Origin of the sequence: Pseudomonas sp. PDM25, from assembly GCF_019219045.1 — a bacterium.
GTDB lineage: Bacteria > Pseudomonadota > Gammaproteobacteria > Pseudomonadales > Pseudomonadaceae > Aquipseudomonas.
On the sequence record NZ_JAHUWL010000005.1, the window covers coordinates 227,315 to 252,154 of the forward strand.

Below are 24,840 nucleotides of genomic sequence, written 5' to 3' on the forward strand. Positions count from 1 at the left end.
CCACACCAGCGTGCCAAGGCGCGGCTCCCCAGAAGGCGAGACGCGACGGACAACGGACATCTCCGGAGCGTCTGGTGAGTTAATAAAAACTCTCAAAAGGAGCACGAAATGACTGCGTTAAACCTTATTCCCGGCCAACTGAGCCTTGCCCAACTGCGTGATGTTTATCAGCAACCGGTCAAAATCACCCTCGACAACAGTGCCTCGGCCCAGATCGAAGCCAGCGTTGCCTGCGTGGAACAGATCCTCGCCGAGAACCGCACCGCTTATGGCATCAACACCGGTTTCGGCCTGCTGGCTTCGACCCGTATCGCCAGCGAAGACCTGGAAAACCTCCAGCGCTCGCTCGTTTTGTCCCACGCTGCCGGTGTTGGCGAGCCGATCAGCGACGCGCTGGTTCGTCTGGTCATGGTGCTCAAGGTCAATAGCCTGAGCCGTGGTTTCTCCGGCATTCGTCGCGTCGTGATCGACGCGCTGATCGCCCTGATCAATGCCGAGGTTTACCCGCACATTCCATTGAAGGGTTCGGTGGGTGCCTCCGGTGACCTGGCGCCTTTGGCCCACATGTCGCTGGTGCTGCTGGGCGAAGGCAAGGCCCGCTACAAAGGCGAGTGGATGGAAGCCACCGAAGCACTGAAAGTGGCCGGTCTGACCCCGCTGACCCTGGCTGCCAAAGAAGGTCTGGCGCTGCTCAACGGTACTCAGGTGTCCACCGCTTACGCGCTGCGTGGTCTGTTCGAAGGCGAAGACCTGTTCGCCGGCGCCCTGGCCATTGGTGGCATGACGGTTGAAGCGGTATTGGGCTCGCGCTCGCCGTTCGACGCCCGCATCCACGCCGCTCGTGGCCAGAAAGGCCAGATCGATGCCGCTGCCGCTTACCGCGATCTGCTGGGCGAGCGTAGCGAAGTATCCGACTCGCACCAGAACTGCGAAAAGGTCCAGGACCCGTACTCCCTGCGTTGCCAACCACAAGTCATGGGCGCCTGCCTGACTCAGTTCCGTCAGGCCGCCGAAGTGCTCGCCATCGAAGCCAACGCCGTTTCGGACAACCCGCTGGTATTCGCCGCTGAAGGCGACGTGATCTCCGGCGGTAACTTCCACGCCGAGCCGGTCGCCATGGCTGCCGACAACATGGCCTTGGCCATCGCTGAAATCGGTTCCCTGAGCGAACGTCGTATCTCGCTGATGATGGACAAGCACATGTCGCAACTGCCGCCGTTCCTGGTGGCCAATGGCGGTGTGAACTCTGGCTTCATGATCGCCCAGGTGACTGCTGCGGCACTGGCCAGCGAGAACAAGGCGCTGTCCCATCCGCACTCGGTGGACAGCCTGCCGACTTCCGCGAACCAGGAAGACCACGTTTCCATGGCGCCGGCTGCCGGCAAACGTCTGTGGGAAATGGCCGAAAACACTCGCGGCGTCCTCGCGGTGGAATGGTTGGCGGCGGCTCAGGGCCTCGACCTGCGTGAAGGTCTGAAGACCTCTGCGAAGCTGGAAAAGGCTCGTGCCATCCTGCGTGCCGAAGTGCCGTTCTATGAGAAAGACCGTTTCTTCGCACCGGACATCAACGCGGCGAGCGAGTTGTTGGCGACGCGTTGCCTGAATGAGCTGGTTACGGCGAAGTTGCTGCCTAGTCTGTAATGTCCCCATCGCGAGCAGGCTCGCTCCCACATTGGAATGCATACCCCCTGTGGGAGCGAGCCTGCTCGCGATTCGATTTAGCGTCGAATAAGAATAAATAAGGACGAGCAATGCAACAGCCAGCAAAAGGTTTGAAACGCGGGCTCTCTGCCCGACATATTCGCTTCATGGCGCTGGGGTCGGCGATCGGCACCGGGCTGTTTTACGGTTCTGCCTCGGCCATTCAAATGGCCGGTCCTGCGGTCCTGCTCGCTTACCTGATCGGTGGCGCGGCGGTGTTCATGGTCATGCGCGCCCTCGGCGAGATGGCGGTGCACAACCCGGTGGCCGGCTCTTTCGGCCACTACGCCAGCACGTATCTTGGCCCGATGGCGGGCTTCATCCTCGGTTGGACCTACGCGTTTGAAATGGTCATCGTCGGCATGGCCGACGTCACCGCATTCGGTATTTACATGGGCTTCTGGTTTCCGGAAGTCGCCCGCTGGATCTGGGTACTGGGCATCGTTTCGGTGGTCGGCGGCTTGAACCTGTGCAACGTCAAAGTCTTCGGTGAAATGGAGTTCTGGCTGTCGCTGCTCAAGGTCGCGGCCATCGTCGCGATGATCCTCGGTGGCTTCGGCATCATGTTGTTCGGTATCAGCACGGCGCCGGGCGCCCAGGCGACCGACATCAGCAACCTCTGGAGCCATGGCGGCTTCATGCCCAATGGCGTGGGCGGCCTGATCGCTTCGTTTGCGGTAGTGATGTTTGCATTTGGCGGGATTGAAATCATCGGCGTAACGGCCGGTGAAGCCAAAGACCCGCAGCGCGTGCTGCCCAGGGCGATCAATGCCGTACCGTTGCGTATCCTGCTGTTCTACGTGCTGACGATGTTCGTACTGATGTCGATCTTTCCATGGCAGCAGATTGGCAGCCAAGGCAGCCCGTTCGTGCAGATTTTCGACAACCTGGGGATCAGCTCGGCGGCGACCATTCTCAATATCGTGGTGATCTCGGCGGCAGTGTCGGCGATCAACAGTGACATCTTCGGTGCGGGCCGCATGATGTACGGTCTGGCCCAGCAAGGGCATGCGCCCAAGGGCTTTGCCCGCTTGTCGCGCAATGGCGTGCCATGGATGACGGTAGTGGTGATGAGTGTCGCGTTGCTGCTGGGCGTGCTGCTGAATTACCTGATTCCGGAAAACGTATTTCTGTTGATCGCCTCCATCGCCACCTTTGCGACGGTGTGGGTCTGGTTGATGATTCTGTTCACCCAAGTGGCCATGCGTCGCTCCATGAGTGCCGAGCAGGTCGCCCAACTGAAATTCCCGGTGCCGTTCTGGCCCTATGCGCCGATGGCGGCGATTGCCTTCATGCTGTTCATCTTTGGCGTGCTGGGCTATTTCCCGGACACCCAGGCGGCTCTGATCGTCGGCGTGGTCTGGATTGTATTGCTGGTGCTGGCCTACCTGACGTGGGTGAAACCGGCGGCAGGCAAGGCAGTACCGGTGGAGCGGGAACCTTCTTTTTCTCATCGATAACCTAACGGAGGCCACGGATGAAAACTCTCTGGCAACACTGCCACGTCGCAACCATGGCGCAAGGCGCCTACTCGATCATCGAGGATGCGGCCATCGTGACGTCAGGAGCGCACATTGAGTGGATCGGCCCACGCGCTGAACTGCCGGCGGGCGAGTACCCGGCAGTCAATGATCTTAAAGGGGCCTGGGTGACGCCGGGCCTGATCGACTGCCACACCCACACAGTGTTCGGCGGTAACCGCAGCGGTGAATTCGAACAGCGTCTGCAAGGCGTCAGCTATGCAGAAATCGCAGCGGCCGGTGGTGGCATCGCCAGCACCGTGCGCGCCACTCGCGCGGCCACTGAAGATGAACTGTTCGCCAGCGCCGCCAAGCGTCTGAAGAGCCTGATGCGCGACGGCGTGACCACCGTCGAAATGAAATCCGGCTACGGCCTGGACCTGGCCAGCGAACGCAAAATCCTGCGGGTCATCCGCCGTCTCGGCGCCGAACTGCCGGTCAGCGTGCGCAGCACGTGCCTGGCCGCTCACGCTTTGCCGCCGGAATACGCGGACCGTGCCGACGACTACATCGATCACATCTGCGCCGAGATGCTCCCGGCCCTGGCCGCCGAAGGGCTGGTGGATGCGGTGGACGCGTTCTGCGAATACCTGGCGTTTTCGCCGGCGCAGGTCGAGCGGGTGTTCATCACCGCGCAGCAGCTCGGTTTGCCGGTGAAGCTGCACGCCGAACAGTTGTCGTCGTTGCAGGGTTCGAGTCTGGCCGCGCGTTACCACGCACTGTCGGCCGACCACCTGGAATTCATGACCGAAGACGACGCCATCGCCATGGCCAAGTCCGGCACCGTCGCGGTGTTGCTGCCCGGCGCCTTTTACTTCCTGCGGGAAACCCAATTGCCGCCGATGGAGGCGCTGCGCAAACACGGCGTGAAAATCGCCATCGCCAGCGACCTCAACCCAGGCACCTCGCCGGCACTGTCGTTGCGTTTGATGCTGAACATGGCGTGCACCTGTTTCCGTATGACCCCGGAAGAAGCCTTGGCGGGTGCAACGATTCATGCCGCTACCGCGCTGGGCATGGCTGAAACCCACGGTTCGCTGGAAGTCGGCAAGTGTGCAGATTTCGTCGCCTGGCAAATCGATCGTCCGGCCGACCTGTCGTACTGGCTGGGCGGTGACCTGGAAAAACGCGTCGTGCGTCACGGCGTTGAAGTGAGCATTTAGGAGAACAGTTGTGGATAAGGTTCTGAACTTCAAACAAGGTCGCGTACCGCTGCTGATCAGCATGCCCCACGCCGGCCTGCGCCTGACTCCGGCGGTCGAAGCCGGGTTGATCCCCGACGCGAAAAGCCTGCCGGACACCGACTGGCATATCCCGCAGCTTTACGAATTTGCTGCCGAGCTGGGCGCCAGCACCTTGGCCGCCGAGTACTCGCGTTTTGTCATCGACCTGAATCGACCATCCGACGACAAGCCGTTGTATGCCGGCGCGACCACCGGCCTGTACCCGGCGACGCTGTTCGACGGTATTCCGTTGTTCCGCGAAGGGCATGAGCCATCGGCCGCAGAGCGCGCGACTTACCTGGAGCAGATCTGGACGCCGTACCACACGACCTTGCAGCAGGAACTGGCGAGACTGAAAGCCGAATTCGGCTACGCATTGCTGTTTGATGCGCACTCGATCCGCTCGATCATCCCGCACCTGTTCGACGGCAAGCTGCCGGACTTCAACCTCGGCACCTTCAACGGCGCCAGTTGCGATCCACAGTTGGCCTCTCAGCTGGAAGCCATCTGTGCACGCCACGACGATTACAGCCATGTGCTGAACGGTCGCTTCAAGGGCGGCCACATCACCCGGCATTACGGCAATCCGGCCGAAAACATCCATGCGGTGCAACTGGAGTTGGGCCAGTGCACGTACATGGAAGAATTCGAGCCATTCCGTTATCGCCCGGACCTGGCGGCGCCGACGCAGGTGGTGCTCAAGGAATTGCTGCAAGGGCTGCTGGCCTGGGGCGAGAAGCACTACAAACGTTAAAGCCTGACGCATATCACTGTGGGAGCGGGCTTGCTCGCGAAGAGGGCGTGTCAGGCAACAACAATGTTGACTGACCCACCGCTTTCGCGAGCAAGCCCGCTCCCACAGGTAAAGCACTTTGTTACCAAGTCGCCACCGTGCAAAACACGGTCGCTACAGTTCGCTTTTACCCTCTCGACGCTGCGTAATGTTCCGGGCACGGTGCACAAAGACACCGGCCCCACAATAATCCGCTGCCGCACGAGAACCTCCCCAATGAAAAGACTGTTTACCCGCTGTCTCTCAATCCTCTGCGGCACTGCTCTGCTGAGCACCAGCGTCCTGGCCAGTGATGACGCTTCCTGCAAGGCCGTGCGCATGGGCGTGGTCAACTGGACCGACGTGATCGCCACCAGCGGCATGGCTGACGTACTGCTCAATGGCCTCGGCTACGAAAGCAAGCAAACCAGCGCCGTGCAGCAAATCATCTTCGCCGGCATCCGCGACAAGCGTCTGGACATCTACCTCGGTTACTGGAAACCGGCGATGGACAAAAACATCGCGCCGTTCCTGGCTGCCAATCAAGTGAAAGTCATGGAAAAACCGAGCCTGGCCGACGCCCAGGCAACGCTCGCCGTACCTGAGTACGTCGCCCAAGCGGGGCTGAAAACCTTCGCCGATATCGCCAGATTCAAGGACCAACTCGGCGGCAAGATCTACGGCATCGAGCCGGGCAGTGGCGCCAACACCACCATCAAAACCATGATCGAGACCAACCAATTTGGTTTGAAGGACTTCAAACTGATCGAGTCAGGCGAGGCCGGCATGCTTGCCGCCGTTCAGCGAGCGGTGAATCGCAAGGAATTCGTGGTGTTCGTCGGCTGGACCCCGCACCCGATGAACATCAACATGAAGATCGCCTACCTGACCGGCAGCGAAGACGTTTACGGCCCGAACGAGGGCGCCGCCACCGTCTCCACTGTGACCGCCCCGGACTACGCCCAGCGCTGCCCTAACGTCAATCGCTTGCTGGAAAACCTGACCTTCACCGCCGCCCAGGAAAGCCAGTTGATGGTGCCGATCATGGAGCGCAAGACGCCGCAGGATGTTGCCAAACAGTGGTTGCGCGACCATCCAGAAGATTTGCAACGCTGGCTTGCCGGTGTCAGCAGTCTCGATGGCAAGGATGGCGTGGCTACCGTTCAGGCCAGTTTGAAAAACTGACCACAACCGCAAAACCCTGTGGGAGCGGCGGTGCGACGATTCGACTTGCTCGCGAAGGCGGCGTGTCCGGCGACATCAATTTGAATGACACGCCCTCTTCGCGAGCAAGCCCGCTCCCACAGGGGGGGGACCGACCTATTTCCTTGAACGGGCACCGGCTCATGGCTCCTTACCCGCTTTCTGCACAGATGACGGCTTTCGTCGAGAAAACCGTCAGCTTCAACAGCACCGACAGCAGCCTCGCCGGTTTGCGTCAGGCCTACAGCGACATGTGCCGGGCGTTCACCCCTTCACGTCCCGCCGGGCTTTATGTAGTGGATTTCGAATTGGCCGGCGTGCCGGTGCGGTTTTATCAACCGCCGTTTTCACCACCGACCAGCGGTTGCCCGTGCATCGTGTATCTGCACGGCGGCGGTTGGGTGGTGGGGGACCTGGATTCCCATGACTTCATCTGCGCCGAACTGGCGTCGACGCTCGGCGTGCTGGTGATCGCCGTGGATTATCGGTTGGCGCCGGAACATCCGTTTCCGGCGGCGTTCGAGGATTGTCTGGGTGTCTGGCGCGCGCTACGGACCGGGCCATTCCGGCTCGATCCCGAGCGAACGCTGGTGGCCGGGGACAGCGCCGGTGGCAACCTTGCGGCGGCGTTGTGTCTGGCGTTACGCGATGCGGGCGAGCCATTGCCGGCGGCGCAGGTGCTTATTTATCCGGGGCTGGGCGGCGATCACCGTTTGCCGTCGCGCATTGAATGCACCGATGCTCCCTTACTCAGCAGCAGCGATCTGGACTGTTATCACGCCCTGTACTTGCGCGGCACTGGACAGCCAAGTGCCTATGCGATGCCGTTGCTCGCCGAGGATTTCAGTGGGTTGCCGCCGGCCTTGATCGCCGTGGCGCAATTCGACCCGCTGCGCGATGACGGCATGCTCTACGCCGAGCGACTGAACGCAGCAGGCGTGGCCGCGACGCTTTACTACGGCGAGGGGTTGGTCCATGGCTGTTTGCGGGCTCGGGGGCAGGTCGCCGAGGTCGACGCTCTCTATGAAACGCTGCTCGGCTATTTGTCTGAAAAAACGCGCTGAAAAACTCTGACTCTGCAAGGCATGCTCATTGGCGTAATTCGGGTTTATGATGCCGGACGGCAGAATAATAGAAGTCCCCCCAGGGATGACCTAGACCCCTTACGGAGCGCGCAATGCAGACTTTGTACCCGCAGATCAAACCCCACGCCCGGCACGATCTGGCCGTCGATGAAACCCACACGCTGTATGTCGACGAAAGCGGTTCGCCGGAAGGTTTGCCCGTTGTGTTCATCCACGGCGGCCCCGGCGCCGGGTGTGATGCCCAGAGCCGTCGGTATTTCGATCCGAACCTGTATCGCATTGTGACCTTCGACCAGCGCGGTTGCGGTCGTTCAACGCCCCACGCCAGCCTGGAAAACAACACCACCTGGGATCTGGTCGCCGACCTTGAGCGAATTCGCCAGCACCTTGGCATCGATAAGTGGGTGTTGTTCGGCGGCTCATGGGGCTCGACCCTGGCACTGGCCTACGCGCAAACCCACCCGGAGCGCGTGCACGGTCTGATTCTGCGCGGGATTTTTCTCTGCCGTCCGCAGGAAATCGAGTGGTTCTACCAGTGTGGCGCCAGTCGTCTGTTTCCCGATTACTGGCAGGACTACATCGCACCGATCCCGCTGGACGAGCGCGAAGACTTGCTCTCGGCTTTCCACAAGCGCCTGATCGGCAACGATCAGATTGCCCAGATGCACGCGGCCAAGGCCTGGTCTACCTGGGAAGGCCGGACCGCCACCCTGCGCCCGAACCCGATGGTGGTCGATCGTTTCTCCGAGCCACAGCGCGCGCTGTCTATCGCCCGCATCGAATGTCACTACTTCACCAATAATGCGTTCCTTGAGCCCAACCAGCTGATCCGCGACATGGGCAAGATCGCCCATTTGCCTGGCGTGATCGTCCACGGTCGCTACGACGTGATCTGCCCGCTGGACAATGCCTGGGAACTGCATCAGAACTGGCCGAACAGTGAATTGCAGGTGATCCGTGACGCCGGCCATGCCGCCTCCGAACCTGGCATTACTGACGCACTGGTTCGTGCCGCCGATCAGATGGCCCATCGTCTGCTCGACCTGGCCCCTGAAGAAGCATGAAGGGCCTGCTGCAACGCGTGCGTGGCGCGCGAGTCGAGGTAGCGGGGGAGGTGGTTGGCGCCGTCGATCAGGGATTGCTGGTCCTGGTGGCGGTTGAGCCCGAGGATACTCGGGCCAGCGCCGACAAACTTCTGCAGAAACTGCTTAACTATCGTGTGTTCAGTGACGCCGAGGGCAAGATGAATCTGTCCCTGGCGGATGTAGGCGGTGGGTTGCTGCTGGTCTCGCAGTTCACCCTGGCCGCCGATACCAAGAGCGGGTTGCGTCCGAGTTTTTCGACCGCTGCCCCTCCAGCCTTGGGCGAGGAGCTTTTCGACTATCTATTAGGTAAGGCGAAACAGGTGCATGGCACTGTGGCATCAGGTAGATTCGGCGCGGATATGCAGGTGCACCTGGTCAATGACGGCCCGGTCACCTTCCTGTTACAGACCTGAAAGCGTTTGAAACATGTTTTTAAGGGCTTTTCGACTGAAAACAGGCGTTTTTCGCGATAAATACTTTGTTACCCCTGATGCGTTGTAACGCGGCCTACTAGATAATCGCGCGCTACGGGGATCAGCGTTCGTTGGTCCATTTTGACTTAGGTAGAGACTTGTCCTGGACCTCTTGGGGAATCATTTAGCCCCATAGGAGTCGGAACAATGCTCGCCAACTTGGCAAGAGTGGTCTGTAGGGTCGGTTTTTTCATGCCGTAAACCTCACAGGCACTTTAACTGGCCGTTGGTTTTTTGATCTGTTTTCGGCGAGGGTTGCTCGTGATTGTTAGTCCCTGTAATGCAAAATTGTCTGCCAAACGGTTACGAAGCGCTCTGGTAGCGGGCTCTGCACTGCTCTGCCTGCTCAGCGCCGGTCAGCTTTGGGCATTCAATCTGGATGATGTATCGGTCAAGGCAAAAGAGCTGGCCGGGCAGAAATACGAAGCTCCGCGCAGTAACCTGCCGAACGAGTTCCGCGAGATGAAATTCGCGGACTATCAAAAAATTCGCTTCCTGACCGAAAAAGCCGAGTGGGCCGGTCAGAAAACCCCGTTCAAGCTGTCGTTCTATCACCAGGGTATGCATTTCGATACGCCGGTGAAAATCAACGAAATCACAGCTAACACCGTCGAAGAGATCAAATACGACCCAAGTCGTTTCGATTTCGGCGACGTGAAGTTCGATCCTAAAGCCACCGAACAACTGGGTTATGCCGGTTTCCGTGTGCTGTACCCGATCAACAAGGCTGACAAGCAAGACGAAATCATGACCATGCTCGGCGCGAGTTACTTCCGCGTTGTCGGCAAGGGTCACACCTATGGCTTGTCCGCTCGCGGCATGGCCATCGATACCGCTTTGCCGTCCGGCGAAGAATTCCCGCGTTTCACCGAGTTCTGGATTCAACAGCCACAACCGGGTGACAAACATCTGGTGATCTTTGCGCTGCTGGATTCGCCACGCGCGACCGGTGCCTATCGCTTGACCCTGCGTCCGGGCAGCGACACCGTTGTCGACGTCAAGGCCAAGATGTTCCTGCGTGACAAGGTCGCCAAGCTTGGCGTTGCGCCACTGACCAGCATGTTCCTGTTCGGCGCCAATCAGCCGTCGAAAGTGCTGAACTACCGTCGCGAACTGCATGACTCCAGCGGTCTGTCGATCCATGCCGGCAACGGCGAGTGGATCTGGCGCCCTCTGAACAATCCGAAACACTTGTCGGTGAGCAACTTCTCGATCGAGAACCCGCGCGGTTTCGGCCTGCTGCAACGTGGCCGCGACTTCAGCCACTACGAAGACCTCGACGACCGTTACGACAAGCGCCCAAGTGCCTGGATCGAACCAAAAGGCGATTGGGGCAAGGGCTCCGTCGATCTGGTAGAGATTCCGACTGCCGACGAAACCAACGACAATATCGTTGCGTTCTGGAGTCCGGAAAAACTGCCTGAGCCTGGCCAGCCGCTGGACGTCGCTTATCGCATGCACTGGACCATCGACGAAGCCGCGCTTCACGCACCGGACAGCGCCTGGGTCCAGCAGACCCTGCGTTCCACGGGTGACGTGAAACAGTCCAACCTGATTCGTCAGCCGGACGGTAGCGTTGCCTATCTGGTGGACTTCGAAGGCCCGTCCCTGTCGGCATTGCCGGAAGATACGGAGATTCGTAGCCAGGTCAGCGTTGGCGAGAATGCCGAGCTGGTCGAGAACAGCGTACGTTACAACCCTGAAACCAAGGGCTGGCGCCTGACGCTGCGGATGAAAATCAAGGATCCGGGCAAGCCTACCGAGATGCGTGCAGCACTGGTCAAGAACGCCGTGACTGCCGACCTGGCCAAAACATCGTTGCCGGCATCCAATTCTTCCGTCGCCAAGGCTGACAAGATTGCGGCTCGGCAGCAGGAGAAGCTGGACAAGGAAGCCAAGGACGCGAAGGAAACCAAGCAAACTGAGGCCAAGCAGGTTGAAGCCAAACCGGCCGCAGCCAAGCCAGCCGCAGATTCCAAGGACAAGGACAACAAAGACGCCAAGCAGCCAGTCGCTGCCGAAGCGGTCCCAGCCACACCGGAATCGGTACCGACTGAAGAAGTCTTGACCGAGACCTGGAGCTATCAGTTGCCTGCCGATGAGTAATTCTCAAGTACAGCCAGAGACTCTTGCCGAGTATCTGGCGCATCTGCCAATGACAGACGAGCAGCGCGCGGAACTCGCGGGCTGCCAGTCTTTCAGCGAATTGCATGAGCGCCTTTCGTCCTCGACGTTCGACGCGCCGACCGAGGCTGCTCAAGCCTCAGTCGGTCGTCGTTTGACGCTGAACACCGCCGAAGAACTGGCCGACGCCGAAATGCTGGTGCTCGACGCCAGCGGCCGGGTTTGCCTGCGGGCAACGCCGCCGATTCGTCGGACCAAAGTCGTGCCGGAGCCGTGGCGCACCAACATTCTGGTGCGTGGCTGGCGTCGTCTGACCGGGCGCACCAATCCGCCGGCCCCGCCGAAGGATGAGCGTGTGCTGCCGGCCGCTCGCTGGCGTACCGTCGGTTCGATCCGCCGCTACATCCTGCTGGTGCTGATGCTCGGCCAGACCATCGTCGCCGGCTGGTACATGAAGGGCATCATGCCGTACCAGGGCTGGTCGTTCGTCGACCTGAACGAAGTGCTGCATCAACCGCTGTCGCAAACGGCTACGCAAGTGCTGCCGTATGCGCTGCAAACCAGCATCCTGATCTTGTTCGGGATTCTGTTCTGCTGGGTGTCGGCCGGTTTCTGGACCGCATTGATGGGCTTCCTCGAGTTGCTCACCGGTCACGACAAATACCGCATTTCCGGTAAAAGCGCCGGTAACGAGCCGATCCCCAAGGACGCTCGCACCGCACTGGTGATGCCGATCTGCAACGAAGACGTGCCACGGGTGTTTGCCGGTTTGCGGGCGACCTTCGAGTCGGTTGCGGCCACGGGTAGCCTGGATCGCTTCGACTTCTTTGTCCTCAGCGACAGTAACGACGCCGATATCTGCGTCGCCGAGCAACAAGCCTGGCTGGACGTCTGCCGTGAAGCCAAGGGCTTCGGCAAGATCTTCTATCGTCGCCGTCGCCGTCGCGTCAAACGTAAAAGCGGCAACCTCGACGACTTCTGCCGTCGTTGGGGCGGTGATTACAAGTATATGGTCGTGCTCGACGCGGACTCCGTGATGAGCGGCGATTGCCTGACCAGTCTGGTGCGCTTGATGGAAGCCACGCCGGACGCCGGGATCATCCAGACTGCGCCGCGCGCGTCTGGCATGGACACGCTGTATGCACGCATGCAGCAGTTCGCCACCCGCGTGTACGGTCCGCTGTTTACCGCCGGTCTGCACTTCTGGCAGTTGGGCGAATCCCACTACTGGGGCCACAACGCGATCATCCGCATGAAGCCGTTCATCGAGCACTGCGCCCTGGCGCCGTTGCCCGGTAAAGGCGCGTTTGCCGGTGCGATTCTGTCCCACGACTTCGTTGAAGCGGCGCTGATGCGCCGTGCCGGCTGGGGCGTGTGGATTGCCTACGACTTGCCGGGCAGCTACGAAGAATTGCCGCCGAACCTGCTGGACGAACTCAAGCGTGACCGTCGCTGGTGTCACGGCAACCTGATGAACTTCCGCCTGTTCCTGGTAAAAGGCATGCACCCGGTGCACCGTGCGGTGTTCCTGACGGGCGTGATGTCTTACTTGTCGGCGCCGTTGTGGTTCTTCTTCCTCGTGCTGTCGACGGCGCTGCTGGCGGTCAACACGTTGATGGAGCCGCAGTACTTCCTTGAGCCTCGTCAGCTCTATCCGTTGTGGCCGCAATGGCACCCGGACAAGGCGATCGCGCTGTTCTCGACCACCGTCGTGCTGCTGTTCCTGCCTAAATTGTTGAGCGTCATCCTGATCTGGGCCAAGGGCGCGAAAGAGTTCGGTGGCAAGTTCAAGGTGACCCTGTCGATGCTGCTGGAGATGCTGTTCTCCATGCTGCTGGCGCCGGTGCGGATGATTTTCCACACCCGCTTCGTGCTCGCCGCGTTCCTCGGCTGGGCCGCGACCTGGAACTCGCCGCAACGTGACGACGACTCCACGCCATGGAGCGAAGCGGTAAAACGCCACGGTCCGCAAACCTTGCTGGGCTTCTTCTGGGCCCTGCTGGTGATCTGGCTGAACCCGAGCTTCCTGTGGTGGCTGGTGCCGATCGTCGGTTCGTTGATGCTGTCGATTCCGGTGTCGGTGATCTCCAGTCGAGTTGGCCTGGGCCTCAAGTCCCGTGACGAAAGCCTGTTCCTGATCCCTGAGGAATACAATCCGCCACAGGCGTTGCTGGCGACCGACCAGTACACCCACGAAAACCGTTGGCATGCGCTGAACGACGGCTTTGTCCGGGCAGTGGTCGATCCACAGCAGAACGCCTTGGCGTGCTCGCTGGCGACTTCACGCCACCGTGAGGCCGAGCCGATCGAATGGTTGCGGGTCGAACGGGTGCGTCATGCGCTGAAAGTCGGGCCTGAGGGTCTGAACAACAATGAGCGCGTGCAACTGCTCAGTGACCCGGTAGCACTGGGTCGTCTGCATGAGCAAATCTGGAGTGAAGGTCACCCCGAGTGGCTGGAAGCGTGGCGTAAATCGGTGAACGCCGACCCCCATGCGCCGCTGTTGCCGCTCAAGCCGCTGAGTGAGCAGCCTCAGTTGGCCTGACAAGAAACCCCGCGAAAGCGGGGTTTTTTTTGCGCTGCTGATCGGCGTCGAGTAACAAATCCTGTGTAAGCCCTTGTGCAAACGAACGAGTGCGTTAGCATCCGTCCCCGAATTGGTGCGCCCGGACAACTTTCTGTTCGTATCTGCCGGTTTTCCAAGGGAAATCAGCGGTTTGCGCGCCTCACAACGCGATGGTTTTGGGGACTTGAAGATGAAGAAGTATCTCTCGATGCTGCTGGTCGGCGTCACGGCATTGGTTGCAGTCAGCGCGGCGCACGCCGGTGCCATCGATGACGCGGTCAAGCGCGGCACGCTGAAAGTCGGCATGGACCCGACCTACATGCCGTTCGAAATGACCAACAAGCGCGGTGAGATCATCGGCTTCGAAGTCGACATCCTCAAAGCCATGACCAAGGCCATGGGCGTCAAGCTGGAGATGGTTTCCACCGGCTACGACGGCATCATCCCGGCCTTGCTCACCGACAAGTTCGACATGATCGGCAGCGGCATGACCCTGACCCAGGAACGCAACCTGCGCCTGAACTTCAGCGAACCGTTCATCGTGGTGGGCCAGACCCTGCTGATCCGCAAGGAACTGGAAGGCACCATCCAGTCCTATAAAGACCTGAACACCGCCGACTACCGCATCACTTCCAAGCTCGGCACCACCGGTGAGATGGTCGCCAGAAAGCTGATCTCCAAGGCCAAGTACCACGGCTACGACAACGAGCAGGAAGCCGTGCTTGATGTGGTCAACGGCAAGGCCGACGCCTTCGTCTACGACGCGCCTTACAACGTTGTGGCGGTTAACAAGGTCGGCAACGGCAAACTGGTGTTCCTCGACAAGCCGTTCACCTACGAGCCGCTGGCCTTCGGCCTGAAGAAGGGTGACTACGACAGCATCAACTTCATCAACAACTTCCTGCGCCAGATCCACGAAGACGGCACCTACGATCGCATCCATGACAAGTGGTTCAAAGACACCGCTTGGCTCAAGGACATGGAATAAGGCCCGGTCAGCTAGACCGCGTCGCTCCATTCGCGAGCAAGCCCGCTCCCACATTTAACCGCGTACTTATCCAGCGACTCGGTCAACTGTGGGAGCGGGCTTGCTCGCGAAGACGGCCTCCTTGGCAACACAGAATTCGGAATTTTAAGAGCTGATGAAACAGAAAAAAGCCCAATGGCCGTGGCACGTTTTAACCTTGCTGCTGCTGATCGGCCTGGCCGGCGCGTTGTATTACGCCACCTCGCTGATGTCCTACGAATGGCGCTGGAACCGTGTGCCGCAATACTTCGCCTACCACGCCGAAGAATCCCAGCGCGCCGCCGACATCTCCACCGTCAGCGAACTGGTGCGCAAGGGCGACAAGGCTGAAGTCACCCTGCGCAATGATGCCGGCGTCGAGCAGCACCTGACCGTCGACGACAGCAGTCTGCAAGTCGCCCAAGGTGATGACGTGGCCGAAGGCGACGTGATCGGTGTGACCCGCCATTGGGCCGCCGGACCGCTGATGTGGGGGCTCTGGACCACCTTGTGGTTGTCCGTGGTTTCAGGTGTGCTCGGTCTGCTGATCGGCCTGGCCACGGGTCTGTGCCGACTGTCGAGCAACCCGACCCTGCGCGATCTCTCGACGATCTACGTCGAACTGGTGCGCGGTACGCCGCTGCTGGTGCAGATCTTCATCTTCTACTTCTTCATCGGCACGGTGATGAACCTCTCCCGGGAGTTCGCCGGGATCGCCGCGTTGTCGCTGTTCACCGGTGCTTATGTGGCGGAAATCATCCGTTCCGGCGTGCAATCCATCGCCCGTGGCCAGAACGAAGCCGCGCGCTCCCTGGGCCTGAGCGCTGGTCAGTCGATGCGCCACGTGGTGCTGCCGCAAGCGTTGAAACGGGTGCTGCCACCGCTGGCCGGTCAGTTCATCAGTCTGGTCAAGGACACCTCGCTGGTGTCGGTGATCGCCATTACCGAGCTGCTCAAAAGCGGTCGCGAAGTCATCACCACCTCGTTCTCGCCGTTCGAAATCCTGTTCTGCGTGGCCGGTCTGTACCTGTTGATCAACCTGCCGCTGTCGAAAATCGCCAGCCGGCTTGAGCGGAGGCTCGCGCAAAGTGATTGAAGTCCGCGATCTGGTAAAAGTTTTCGACACCCGCGGCCACGTGGTTCGCGCGGTGGATAACGTCACCACGCAGGTGGCCAAGGGCGAAGTGCTGGTGGTGATCGGCCCTTCCGGTTCCGGCAAGTCGACCTTCCTGCGTTGCCTCAACGGGCTGGAGGGGTTCGACTCGGGCTCGGTGAGCATCGACGGCCTGCAACTGGCCGACCCGAAAACCGATGTGAATGCCTATCGCCGCGAAGTCGGCATGGTGTTCCAGCATTTCAACCTGTTCCCGCACATGACCGTGCTGGAAAACCTCTGCCTGGCCCAGAAAGTCGTGCGCAAGCGTGGCAAGAAGGAGCGCGAGGCCAAGGCCCTGGCGTTGCTGGAAAAAGTTGGTATTGCGCAGAAGGCCAACGAGTTTCCGTCGCGCCTGTCCGGCGGTCAGCAGCAGCGCGTGGCCATCGCCCGGGCACTGGCGATGGAACCGAAGGTCATGCTGTTCGATGAGCCAACTTCGGCGCTCGATCCGGAAATGGTCGGCGAAGTGCTGGATGTAATGAAAACCCTGGCGGTGGAGGGCATGACCATGGTGTGCGTCACCCATGAAATGGGCTTTGCCCGGGAAGTGGCGGATCGGGTGCTGTTTTTCGATCACGGCAAATTGCTGGAAGACGCTTCACCGGCCGAATTCTTCGATGCACCGAAGGATCCGCGGGCTCAGGCCTTCTTGAGCCAGGTTCTTTAACTTCAGCGCCTGTTTGATCGCTTTCGCGAGCAAGCCCGCTCCCACATTGGTTTTGTGATCGTCACATATCCCCTGTGGGAGCGGGCTTGCTCGCGAAGGTCTCACCTCGGTCCTGTGCGAACCGAGGCATTCACATCACCTCAAACCTTGAACCTGCCCACCAGCATCTGCAGATGCGTCCCCAACCGTGCCAGCTCAACGCTGGACGCCGCGGTCTCTTCACTGGCTGCCGAGGTCTGCTCGGATACGTCGCGCACGTTCAGCACGCTACGGTTGATCTCTTCGGCCACGGCGCTCTGCTGCTCGGCCGCCGCTGCGATCTGCTGGTTCATCGACTGAATCGCCGAGACGGTGCGGGTAATGCTTTCCAGCGAGCCACCGGCGCGGCGGGTCAGTTCGACGCTGCTGTCGGTCAGGCTGCGGCTGTTGTCCATGATGGTCGCCACTTGCTGAGTACCGGTTTGCAGGCCGACGATCAGCTCTTCAATCTCTTCGGTAGATTTTTGGGTGCGCTGGGCCAGGCTGCGGACTTCATCGGCAACTACCGCAAAACCACGTCCGGCCTCACCGGCGCGGGCGGCCTCAATCGCCGCGTTGAGCGCCAACAGGTTGGTTTGCTGGGCCACGGATTTGATCACGTCGAGCACGCTGCCGATCTTGTCGCTTTCGCGTTTGAGATGACCCATGGCCTCGGTGGAGTTGCCGACTTCCTTGGCCAGGCGCTCGATCTGGGCGATGGCTTCGCCGACCACTTTGTCACCTTCGCGGGCCTGCTGGTCAGCGGCGACGGCGGCTTCGGACGCTTCTTCGGCGTTACGCGCGACTTCCTGCACGGTGGCGGTCATTTCGTTCATGGCGGTGGCCACTTGGTCGGTCTCGACCTTCTGGCTGTTGACCCCGGCGCTGGTCTGTTCGGTGACTGCCGACAACTCTTCGGCGGCACTGGCGATTTGCGTGACGCCGTCACTGATGCCGCCGATCAACTCGCGCAGGCCCAGGGTCATGCTCTGCATGGCGCGCTGTAGCTGGCCGAGTTCATCCTGACGCTCAGAGATCAGGTTTTGGGTCAGGTCGCCGGCAGCAACACGCTCCGCCACCTTGAGGGTCTGGCTCAGGGGAATCACGATCTGGCGAGTGATGGCCCACGCGGCAAGCATGCCGAAAGCCAGCGCCAGGGCGGTGGCCAGCAGCAGCAGGTTTTTGGCGTGCGCGGCGTCGGTGTCTCGGACGATGGTTTGCGACACGGTGAGTTTTTTGCTGACGTCGAACAGGATGTCGCCTTGCGCGGCCATGCGTTTGAGCGCGGCAGCGCTGGTAACCTGAGAGTCTCGGAACTGGCTGACGGCGGCGCGATAGGCCTTGAGCGAGTCAGTGGCCTGCTGCAGGTTGGCGATGTGCTGTTCCGGCAGTTTGGAGGGCAGGCTTTCGAGGTTTTTCAGCGCGTTGTCGATGGCGTCCAGCGCCGGTTGCTCGGCCTCGGTTTTGCCGCTGTAGGTGTAACCGCGCACCTGGAAGCGCGCTTGCTGGATCAGTTTGCTCAGGTCGATCACGCTGTTGAAATCGGCGACGCTGTCACCTTGCAGCATGGATTTTTCGACTTCGGCGACACGAGCCACGGCATTGTCGGCGGTGGCGCCGAGTTTGCTGCGGGCGTCTTCGCGGTGGGCGCCGGCCTGGGTCATGGCGGTGAAGGCTTGTTTGTACTCACTGACGGCGGCCAGTTGCTGGTCGATCATGGCCACGTCGGCCGGTTGTTCAATCAGCGTGCGCGCGGTTTTCAGACCGGTTTCGAGTTGGCCGAGCAGGTCGTTGACCGCACCGGGACCTTGTTCGCCGCGACGCATTTCGTATTCCAGGCGGGCCACACGCAGGTCTTTGGTCAGGTCATTGAGGCTGGCAATGAACCCCAGCTTATCGCCGCGACTCATCACGCCGCTCAGGCCGGTCCAACCGGTGAAGGTGATCAACAAGGTAAGCAGCAGCACCAGACCGAAGCCGACACTCAGTTTGCGATTGACGCTGACGTTCCCCAGTTTCTCGGCTAGCCATCGGTACATGCTGCTACTCCCTCGAACCATTCGTTGGTTTTATGGGGACTGTATCGGCTGGCAGCCGGGAATCTGTAGGTGCAGCACGATGGGCGGGGGAGTAAATCCCCTCACCACAGGGGAGCGTGTTTGACCTTAGAACAGGCGAGCGAGCAGCGCGGTGACGGCGGTTTCGACCCGCAGGATGCGGTCGCCGAGTTGCACCGGTTGCAGGCCGGCCTTGCCCAGCAGGTCGATTTCGTAAGGAATCCAGCCACCTTCGGGGCCGATGGCCAGGGTCACCGGTTCGTCCAGGCCACGAGGGCAGGGCGGGTAATTGCCGGGGTGGCCGACGAGGCCGAGGGTGCCTTCGGTAATGGCTGGCAGACGGTCTTCGACGAACGGCTTGAAGCGCTTCTCGATGACGATTTCCGGCAGCACGCTGTCCCGGGCCTGTTCAAGGCCGAGGATCAACTGCTCGCGAATCGCCTCGGGCTCCAGGAACGGCGTTTGCCAGAAGCTCTTCTCGACGCGATAGCTGTTCACCAGAATGATTCGTGGCACACCCATGGCCGCTACGGTCTGGAACACCCTGCGCAGCATTTTCGGCCGTGGCAGGGCCAGCACCAGGGTCAGCGGCAGCTTGGCCGGTGGTGGCTGGTCGAGGGTGACGCGTAACTCGGCTTCATCGGCGTCCAGGCGCAGCAGTTCGGCTGAGCCCATCAGTCCGCCGATACGCCCGACCCGCAGGCTGTCGCCGACAACCGAGCGGTGGACTTCCTGCATGTGCGTCAACCGGCGATCACGCAGGATCGCCCGGTCGGCCGCAATGAAGTCGGCCTCTTCGAGCAGCAGCAGGTTCACGGTTGAGTCGCTGGCGGCTGGTCGTTGTGATCGTCGGCCGGTTGGTCGTCAGGGTGCTCGCCACGCTTGCTGACCAGGCTGCCGAACAGGATGCCGATTTCAAACAGCAGCCACATCGGTACGGCCAAGAGTGTCTGCGAGAAGATGTCCGGTGGCGTCAGGATCATGCCGACCACGAAGCAGCCGATGACCACGTACGGGCGGATTTTCTTCAGGTAAGCGACGTTGACCACGCCGATCCACACCAGCAGCACCACGGCCACCGGAATCTCGAACGCTACGCCGAAGGCGAAGAACAGCGTCATGACGAAATCGAGGTAGCTGCTGATGTCGGTCATCATTTCCACGCCGGCCGGGGTGGCGGAGGCGAAGAATTTGAAGATCAGCGGGAACACCAGGTAATAGGCGAACGCCATGCCGGTATAGAACAGCAGGATGCTGGACACCAGCAGCGGCACCGCAATGCGTTTCTCATGCTTGTACAGGCCTGGCGCGATAAAGCCCCAGATCTGATGCAGGATCACCGGGATCGCCAGGAACAGCGAGACCATCATCGTCAGCTTCAGCGGCGTCAGGAACGGCGACGACACGTCGGTGGCGATCATCGTCGCGCCCACGGGCAGGTACTGACGCAGCGGCGTGGAGACGAAGGTGTAGATCTGCTGGGTGAAGGCAAACAACCCGGCGAAGATGATGAAGATCGCCGCTACACAGCGCAGCAGGCGGGTACGCAACTCGGTGAGGTGCGAAACCAGCGGCATGTGCTGGTCGTTTTCGGGGAGATCGCTCATGGGGCTCGCGGCGGCAGTGTTGGGTCATGAGGGGCCGACGCAACAGGCGCAGCCGCAGGCGTAACAGGTTCAACCGGTGTTGCTGCAACAACGGGCGCAGGCTCAACGGCTGCTACAACAGGTGCAGGTTCGGCAGCGACTGGAGCATGAATCGTCTGCTCCGCCACAGGCTCAACCGGTTGAACCGGCGTGGCCTCCTGCTGAGTCGGCGTGAAAATCTTCCGCGCCTCCTGCTCAAGCGACAGAATGTGCTCGTTGTGCAGTTGCCGACGAATCTCGTCGGCCCCGATTTCACGTTCAACTTCCTGTTTGATCGCGTTGAAGCTGCGCTTCAACCGCCCGACCCACAGGCCGGCGGTGCGCGCAGCACCCGGCAGACGCTCGGGACCCAGCACCAGCAGGGCCACGAGGCCGACGAGCAGCAGTTCAGAGAAGCTGATACCAAACATTAGTCAGTGCTCACACGTCTTTGCGGATCGGCTCTTCGACTTTTTGCGCCTGCACGTCGATAGTGTGCGGCTGATTCACCGAGGCCTGCGGCTGAACCGGCGGTACCGGTTGGGACGGCGTTGCGGTCGGATCAGCTGGCTTGTCTTCATCGCTCATGGCTTTTTTGAAGCCCTTGATCGACTCGCCCACGTCAGTACCGAGGTTTTTCAGTTTCTTGGTGCCGAACACCAGCACGACAACAACCAGGATGACGATCCAGTGTTTCCAGTCAAAAATGCCCATGTCGCTGCTCCTCTCTAATAGTTGTTCAGGCGGACGGACGCGAGGCTTTCTCGGCGTGTCCGGACAGACCGAAACGACGGTCCAGTTCATCGAGTACAGCCTGTGGATGCTGCCCCAGTTGGGCGAGCATGACCATGCTGTGGAACCACAAATCGGCGGTTTCGTAGATCACATCGCTGCAGTCGCCGCTGATGGCGGCATCCTTGGCGGCAATGATGGTTTCGACCGACTCTTCGCCGACCTTTTCCAGAATCTTGTTCAAGCCCTTGTGGTACAGGCTGGCGACATACGAGCTGTCGGCGGCGGCGCCTTTGCGCTCTTCCAGCACTTGGGCCAGACGGGTCAGAGTGTCACTCATGGCTGTGTCCTGCGGAATAGATGGCGTGCGGGTCTTTCAGAACCGGGTCGACGGTTGTCCAGTCGCCGTTTTCGAAAACGCGGTAGAAGCAGCTTTGACGGCCGGTATGGCAAGCGATGTCGCCGATCTGCTCGACCATCAGGATGATCACGTCGGCGTCACAGTCCAGGCGCATCTCATGCAGGATTTGCACGTGGCCGGATTCTTCGCCCTTGCGCCACAGCTTGCCACGGGAACGTGACCAGTAAATGGCGCGGTTCTCGGCAGCGGTCAGTTCCAGCGCTTCACGGTTCATCCAGGCCATCATCAGGACGCGCCCGGTCTTGTGATCCTGGGCAATCGCCGGCACAAGGCCATCGGCGTCCCACTTGATCTCGTCCAGCCAGTTTTTCATCTTCGACTCCGATGCAGGCCCACACTTCATGAATAGAAGCCTACGTGAAATTCAGCATTGAAACAGTGTGCCAGCGTGCGGGGACGCTGGCTATCGGCGAACGACCAGATACAAACCAACCGCCACCATGATGCCGGCCGGCCAATGACCCAGTTCGTTCAGCGGCCCACCGGCAGCGAGTATCGTGCCGCCGGCCAGGTGCGCACAGCCGAGCAGTCGCAGCAGCCAATCGTCCTTGCGGCGGTGCCACGGTGGCGGCGGGTCGTAGGCGTGGGGCTGGGACATGCGTTCGAGCAGGTCGCGGGCCATGTTGGCCAGGTGCGGCAGCTGTTCGAACTGGCTCTGCACGTTGCCGATCAAGGCTTTGGGGCTGACGCGCTCACGCATCCAGCGTTCGAGGAACGGCTGGGCGGTGTTCCACAAATCGAGGTCCGGGTACAACTGACGGCCCAGGCCTTCAATGTTCAGCAGGGTTTTTTGCAGCAAAACGAGCTGCGGCTGCACTTCCATGTTGAAGCGCCGGGCGGTCTGGAACAGGCGCATCAGCACCTGGCCGAAAGAAATATCCTTTAACGGTTTTTCGAAGATCGGCTCGCACACGGTGCGGATCGCCGCCTCGAATTCGTTGAGTTTGGTTTCCGCCGGCACCCACCCCGAATCGATGTGCAATTGCGCCACACGACGGTAATCACGCTTGAAGAACGCGAACAGGTTGCGCGCCAGATAGTCCTGGTCTTCCGGCGTCAGGCTACCGACGATGCCGCAGTCGATCGCGATGTACTGCGGGCTCCACGGGTTCACGGTGCTGACGAAGATGTTGCCGGGGTGCATGTCGGCATGGAAGAAGCTGTCGCGGAACACCTGGGTGAAGAAGATCTCGACGCCGCGCTCAGCGAGCATTTTCATGTCGGTTCGCTGGTCGGCGAGGGTCGCGAGGTCAGTGACCTGGATCCCGTAGATGCGCTCCATCACCAGCACTTTTGGCCGGCACCAGTCCCAATAGACTTGTGGCACGTAGAGCAGGTCCGAGCCGTCGAAGTTACGTCGCAACTGGCTGGCGTTGGCCGCCTCACGCAGCAGGTCGAGTTCGTCGTAGATGGTTTTTTCGTAGTCCTGGACCACGTCCACCGGGTGCAGCAGGCGCGCGTCGGCCGAGAGCTTTTCGGCGGCGCGGGCGAGGATGAACAGCCACGCCAGATCCTGCGCGATGATCGGTTTGAGCCCCGGGCGGATGACCTTGACCACCACTTCTTCGCCGGTTTTCAGCTGCGCGGCATGCACCTGCGCCACCGAAGCCGAGGCCAGCGGTTCGACGTCGAAGCGGCTGAAGACTTCGCTGATCTTTTTGCCGAGCTGTTCTTCGATCAGATTGACCGACACTTGCGAGTCGAACGGCGGCACGCGGTCCTGCAGCTTCATCAGCTCATCGGCGATGTCTTCGGGCAGCAAATCGCGGCGGGTGGACAGGATTTGCCCGAACTTGATGAAAATCGGTCCCAGGTCCTGCAACGCCAGACGCAATCGCGCGCCGCGGCTCAGGTCCAGTGTCTTGCGCGGGAACCAGCGCCACGGCAAGGCGTAGCGCAGCGCCAGCAGAAACCACGGCAGTGGCAGGGCGAACAACAGGTCATCGAGGCGGTAGCGAATCACAACGCGCTGGATGCGCAACAAACGGCGGACGGCAAGCAGCTTCATGCGTTATCGCTTGGGTCGAGGGATCGGGAGAGGCGCTCGAAACGCGCCTCGAGACGTTCCAGATCGAGTTTGATCTGGTCCAGTTCACTAAAACGGGCTTCGGCTTCGCGCTGACCGACGAGGGTGCGCGATTCTTCGGCCAGGTACTCGCCAAGGTTCTGGTTCAGGCTGGCGAACCCTTGCTGATACCAGCGTGCGCGACTGCGCAGGTGACCGCCGAGCAGTTGCGTGGCGACCGGTCCCAGCCAGCGCGAGAGTTCGTACTCCCAGTCCAGCTCAAGGTCCTGAAGGATCGCCGCCAGCTCCAGCAGCACGCCGCTGTCTCCGTCGAGTTCGACTTCAGGCGCATGCAGGACCGACGTCTTGTCCTTGCTCATGGCCAGTTTCAACAGGCTGGAGGCCGGTGCGCGCAAGGTGCAGTCGGCGCCGGTTTCCCAGTGGGAAGCCAGCATCAGGCCTTCGTCGCTGGGCAGGATGAACACTTGCAGCGCCGGGCTACGGCAGTCGACGGCAATCACCTTGCCACTCAAATGCCCCAGCCGCGGCAACGCCGTGCTGTCGAGACGCAGCACCCGGTTCAGACCGAGTTCAACGCTGGCGAGCAGGCCGGCCAGCAACATCAGGGCTTGATGCCACGGTGCAGGGCGACGATGCCTGCGGTCATGTTGTGGTAGGTCACGCGGTCGAAACCGGCCTCGACCATCATCGACTTCAGGGTTTCCTGATTCGGGTGCATGCGGATCGATTCGGCCAGGTAGCGATAGCTTTCCGAGTCGTTGGTGATCAGCTTGCCCATCAGCGGCATGAAGGCGAACGAGTAGGCGTCGTAGGCTTTGGACATCAGCGCGTTGGTCGGCTTGGAGAACTCCAGCACCAGCAAACGGCCGCCCGGTTTCAGTACGCGCAGCATCGAGCGCAGGGCGTCTTCTTTATGGGTAACGTTGCGCAGGCCGAAAGCGATGGTCACGCAGTCGAAATGGTTGTCCGGGAACGGCAGCTTTTCAGCGTCGGCCTGAACGAATTCGACGTTACCGGCCACACCCAGATCCAACAGGCGGTCACGACCGACCTTGAGCATGGATTCGTTGATGTCGGCCAACACGACCTGGCCGGTCGGGCCAACGAGGTGGGAGAACTTCTTGGTCAGGTCGCCCGTGCCGCCGGCGATATCCAGCACGCGGTTACCGGTGCGAACACCCGACAGCTCGATCGCGAAACGCTTCCACAGACGGTGCATGCCGCCCGACAGGAGGTCGTTCATCAAGTCGTACTTGGCGGCTACCGAGTGGAATACCTCAGCGACTTTTTCCGCTTTTTGGCTTTCCGGAACGTTTTTGAAACCGAAGTGAGTGGTGGGTTCGGCATCACTGCCTTTGCGCTGATCAGTCATATCGCTGT

23 protein-coding genes and 1 pseudogene are annotated in these 24,840 nt (G+C 60.7%); 13 read left to right on the forward strand and 11 right to left on the reverse strand.

What is annotated here, in order from left to right; all coding sequences use genetic code 11:
* Positions 1–108: 108 nt before the first annotated feature.
* The 13 genes from hutH to KW848_RS11475 all read left to right on the forward strand — a co-directional run bounded on the left by hutH (position 109) and on the right by KW848_RS11475 (position 16,581).
* Positions 109–1,641: a histidine ammonia-lyase gene (gene hutH, locus KW848_RS11415; RefSeq protein ID WP_111449400.1), complete on the forward strand. Its 1,533-nt coding sequence runs from the start codon at positions 109–111 to the stop codon at positions 1,639–1,641.
* 110 nt (positions 1,642–1,751) lie between these two features.
* Positions 1,752–3,161: an amino acid permease gene (locus KW848_RS11420; protein WP_218536871.1), complete on the forward strand. Its 1,410-nt coding sequence runs from the start codon at positions 1,752–1,754 to the stop codon at positions 3,159–3,161.
* A gap of 17 nt (positions 3,162–3,178) precedes the next feature.
* Positions 3,179–4,384 carry an imidazolonepropionase gene (gene hutI, locus KW848_RS11425; RefSeq protein WP_218536872.1) on the forward strand — a complete coding sequence of 402 codons (1,206 nt, stop codon included), beginning with the start codon at positions 3,179–3,181 and terminating at the stop codon, positions 4,382–4,384.
* 10 nt (positions 4,385–4,394) lie between these two features.
* On the forward strand, positions 4,395–5,198 hold the full coding sequence (gene hutG, locus KW848_RS11430; RefSeq protein WP_218536873.1) for an N-formylglutamate deformylase: 804 nt from the start codon (positions 4,395–4,397) through the stop codon (positions 5,196–5,198).
* A gap of 255 nt (positions 5,199–5,453) precedes the next feature.
* Entirely contained in the window at positions 5,454–6,401 is a 948-nt protein-coding gene (locus KW848_RS11435) for a choline ABC transporter substrate-binding protein (protein WP_111449396.1), read from the forward strand.
* Positions 6,402–6,562: 161 nt separating this feature from the next.
* Complete coding sequence (locus KW848_RS11440) at positions 6,563–7,483, forward strand: alpha/beta hydrolase (RefSeq protein ID WP_218536874.1); 921 nt, start codon at positions 6,563–6,565, stop codon at positions 7,481–7,483.
* Positions 7,484–7,596: 113 nt separating this feature from the next.
* The gene (pip, locus tag KW848_RS11445; RefSeq protein WP_046045592.1) at positions 7,597–8,568 is read left to right on the forward strand and encodes a prolyl aminopeptidase; all 972 of its coding nucleotides are present in this window, start codon (positions 7,597–7,599) and stop codon (positions 8,566–8,568) included.
* Entirely contained in the window at positions 8,565–9,002 is a 438-nt protein-coding gene (dtd, locus tag KW848_RS11450) for a D-aminoacyl-tRNA deacylase (protein ID WP_008149496.1), read from the forward strand. Before pip ends, dtd begins: the two co-directional genes overlap by 4 nt.
* Positions 9,003–9,323: 321 nt before the next feature.
* Positions 9,324–11,168, forward strand: coding sequence for a glucan biosynthesis protein G (locus tag KW848_RS11455; RefSeq protein ID WP_218536875.1), 1,845 nt, complete (start codon positions 9,324–9,326; stop codon positions 11,166–11,168).
* Positions 11,161–13,731, forward strand: a complete 2,571-nt coding sequence (gene mdoH / locus KW848_RS11460) for a glucans biosynthesis glucosyltransferase MdoH (protein ID WP_111449391.1) — start codon at positions 11,161–11,163, stop codon at positions 13,729–13,731. The genes KW848_RS11455 and mdoH overlap by 8 nt, the downstream gene beginning before the upstream one ends.
* A gap of 211 nt (positions 13,732–13,942) precedes the next feature.
* Positions 13,943–14,740 (forward strand): transporter substrate-binding domain-containing protein, encoded by a 798-nt coding sequence (locus KW848_RS11465; protein ID WP_218536876.1) that lies wholly within the window; start codon positions 13,943–13,945, stop codon positions 14,738–14,740.
* Between the two features lie 154 nt (positions 14,741–14,894).
* Positions 14,895–15,854, forward strand: coding sequence for an amino acid ABC transporter permease (locus tag KW848_RS11470; RefSeq protein WP_375154710.1), 960 nt, complete (start codon positions 14,895–14,897; stop codon positions 15,852–15,854).
* Positions 15,847–16,581 (forward strand): amino acid ABC transporter ATP-binding protein, encoded by a 735-nt coding sequence (locus KW848_RS11475; protein WP_218536877.1) that lies wholly within the window; start codon positions 15,847–15,849, stop codon positions 16,579–16,581. The genes KW848_RS11470 and KW848_RS11475 overlap by 8 nt, the downstream gene beginning before the upstream one ends.
* Positions 16,582–16,721: 140 nt before the next feature.
* On the opposite strand, the gene KW848_RS32400 is transcribed toward KW848_RS11475, so the two are convergent.
* The 11 genes and pseudogenes from KW848_RS32400 to ubiE all read right to left on the reverse strand — a co-directional run bounded on the left by KW848_RS32400 (position 16,722) and on the right by ubiE (position 24,832).
* A complete protein-coding gene (locus KW848_RS32400; RefSeq protein ID WP_375154712.1) occupies positions 16,722–17,594 on the reverse strand; it encodes a methyl-accepting chemotaxis protein in 873 nt (290 codons plus the stop codon).
* Positions 17,580–18,659, reverse strand: a pseudogene (locus tag KW848_RS32405) (methyl-accepting chemotaxis protein); the annotation flags it as partial. The pseudogene KW848_RS32405 and the gene KW848_RS32400, both read right to left, overlap by 15 nt.
* A gap of 105 nt (positions 18,660–18,764) precedes the next feature.
* Positions 18,765–19,472 carry a 16S rRNA (uracil(1498)-N(3))-methyltransferase gene (locus KW848_RS11485; RefSeq protein WP_218536879.1) on the reverse strand — a complete coding sequence of 236 codons (708 nt, stop codon included), beginning with the start codon at positions 19,470–19,472 and terminating at the stop codon, positions 18,765–18,767.
* Positions 19,469–20,263 (reverse strand): twin-arginine translocase subunit TatC, encoded by a 795-nt coding sequence (gene tatC / locus KW848_RS11490; RefSeq protein ID WP_218536880.1) that lies wholly within the window; start codon positions 20,261–20,263, stop codon positions 19,469–19,471. Before tatC ends, KW848_RS11485 begins: the two co-directional genes overlap by 4 nt.
* Positions 20,260–20,712 (reverse strand): Sec-independent protein translocase protein TatB, encoded by a 453-nt coding sequence (tatB, locus tag KW848_RS11495; RefSeq protein WP_111449385.1) that lies wholly within the window; start codon positions 20,710–20,712, stop codon positions 20,260–20,262. The genes tatC and tatB overlap by 4 nt, the downstream gene beginning before the upstream one ends.
* A 10-nt stretch (positions 20,713–20,722) precedes the next feature.
* Positions 20,723–20,995, reverse strand: a complete 273-nt coding sequence (locus KW848_RS11500; protein WP_008149519.1) for a twin-arginine translocase TatA/TatE family subunit — start codon at positions 20,993–20,995, stop codon at positions 20,723–20,725.
* Positions 20,996–21,020: 25 nt separating this feature from the next.
* Positions 21,021–21,353 carry a phosphoribosyl-ATP diphosphatase gene (locus KW848_RS11505; RefSeq protein ID WP_007899279.1) on the reverse strand — a complete coding sequence of 111 codons (333 nt, stop codon included), beginning with the start codon at positions 21,351–21,353 and terminating at the stop codon, positions 21,021–21,023.
* Complete coding sequence (hisI, locus tag KW848_RS11510) at positions 21,346–21,747, reverse strand: phosphoribosyl-AMP cyclohydrolase (RefSeq protein WP_192409890.1); 402 nt, start codon at positions 21,745–21,747, stop codon at positions 21,346–21,348. Before hisI ends, KW848_RS11505 begins: the two co-directional genes overlap by 8 nt.
* A 90-nt stretch (positions 21,748–21,837) precedes the next feature.
* Positions 21,838–23,442, reverse strand: coding sequence for a ubiquinone biosynthesis regulatory protein kinase UbiB (gene ubiB, locus KW848_RS11515; protein ID WP_218536881.1), 1,605 nt, complete (start codon positions 23,440–23,442; stop codon positions 21,838–21,840).
* On the reverse strand, positions 23,439–24,062 hold the full coding sequence (locus KW848_RS11520; protein WP_218536882.1) for an SCP2 domain-containing protein: 624 nt from the start codon (positions 24,060–24,062) through the stop codon (positions 23,439–23,441). The genes ubiB and KW848_RS11520 overlap by 4 nt, the downstream gene beginning before the upstream one ends.
* The gene (gene ubiE, locus KW848_RS11525; RefSeq protein WP_007948968.1) at positions 24,062–24,832 is read right to left on the reverse strand and encodes a bifunctional demethylmenaquinone methyltransferase/2-methoxy-6-polyprenyl-1,4-benzoquinol methylase UbiE; all 771 of its coding nucleotides are present in this window, start codon (positions 24,830–24,832) and stop codon (positions 24,062–24,064) included. Before ubiE ends, KW848_RS11520 begins: the two co-directional genes overlap by 1 nt.
* Positions 24,833–24,840: the final 8 nt, after the last annotated feature.

Coding starts and splice junctions, on each gene's coding strand:
- mdoH (WP_111449391.1), top strand. CDS start 11,161: ATGAGTAATTCTCAAGTACAGCCAGAGACTCTTGCCGAGTATCTGGCG.
- KW848_RS11435 (WP_111449396.1), top strand. CDS start 5,454: ATGAAAAGACTGTTTACCCGCTGTCTCTCAATCCTCTGCGGCACTGCT.
- KW848_RS11500 (WP_008149519.1), bottom strand. CDS start 20,995: ATGGGCATTTTTGACTGGAAACACTGGATCGTCATCCTGGTTGTTGTC.
- KW848_RS11505 (WP_007899279.1), bottom strand. CDS start 21,353: ATGAGTGACACTCTGACCCGTCTGGCCCAAGTGCTGGAAGAGCGCAAA.
- pip (WP_046045592.1), top strand. CDS start 7,597: ATGCAGACTTTGTACCCGCAGATCAAACCCCACGCCCGGCACGATCTG.
- KW848_RS11420 (WP_218536871.1), top strand. CDS start 1,752: ATGCAACAGCCAGCAAAAGGTTTGAAACGCGGGCTCTCTGCCCGACAT.
- tatB (WP_111449385.1), bottom strand. CDS start 20,712: ATGTTTGGTATCAGCTTCTCTGAACTGCTGCTCGTCGGCCTCGTGGCC.
- KW848_RS11440 (WP_218536874.1), top strand. CDS start 6,563: ATGGCTCCTTACCCGCTTTCTGCACAGATGACGGCTTTCGTCGAGAAA.
- hutH (WP_111449400.1), top strand. CDS start 109: ATGACTGCGTTAAACCTTATTCCCGGCCAACTGAGCCTTGCCCAACTG.
- hutI (WP_218536872.1), top strand. CDS start 3,179: ATGAAAACTCTCTGGCAACACTGCCACGTCGCAACCATGGCGCAAGGC.
- ubiE (WP_007948968.1), bottom strand. CDS start 24,832: ATGACTGATCAGCGCAAAGGCAGTGATGCCGAACCCACCACTCACTTC.
- KW848_RS11470 (WP_375154710.1), top strand. CDS start 14,895: ATGAAACAGAAAAAAGCCCAATGGCCGTGGCACGTTTTAACCTTGCTG.
- KW848_RS32400 (WP_375154712.1), bottom strand. CDS start 17,594: ATGCAGAGCATGACCCTGGGCCTGCGCGAGTTGATCGGCGGCATCAGT.
- KW848_RS11465 (WP_218536876.1), top strand. CDS start 13,943: ATGAAGAAGTATCTCTCGATGCTGCTGGTCGGCGTCACGGCATTGGTT.
- tatC (WP_218536880.1), bottom strand. CDS start 20,263: ATGAGCGATCTCCCCGAAAACGACCAGCACATGCCGCTGGTTTCGCAC.
- hisI (WP_192409890.1), bottom strand. CDS start 21,747: ATGAAAAACTGGCTGGACGAGATCAAGTGGGACGCCGATGGCCTTGTG.
- dtd (WP_008149496.1), top strand. CDS start 8,565: ATGAAGGGCCTGCTGCAACGCGTGCGTGGCGCGCGAGTCGAGGTAGCG.
- ubiB (WP_218536881.1), bottom strand. CDS start 23,442: ATGAAGCTGCTTGCCGTCCGCCGTTTGTTGCGCATCCAGCGCGTTGTG.
- KW848_RS11520 (WP_218536882.1), bottom strand. CDS start 24,062: ATGTTGCTGGCCGGCCTGCTCGCCAGCGTTGAACTCGGTCTGAACCGG.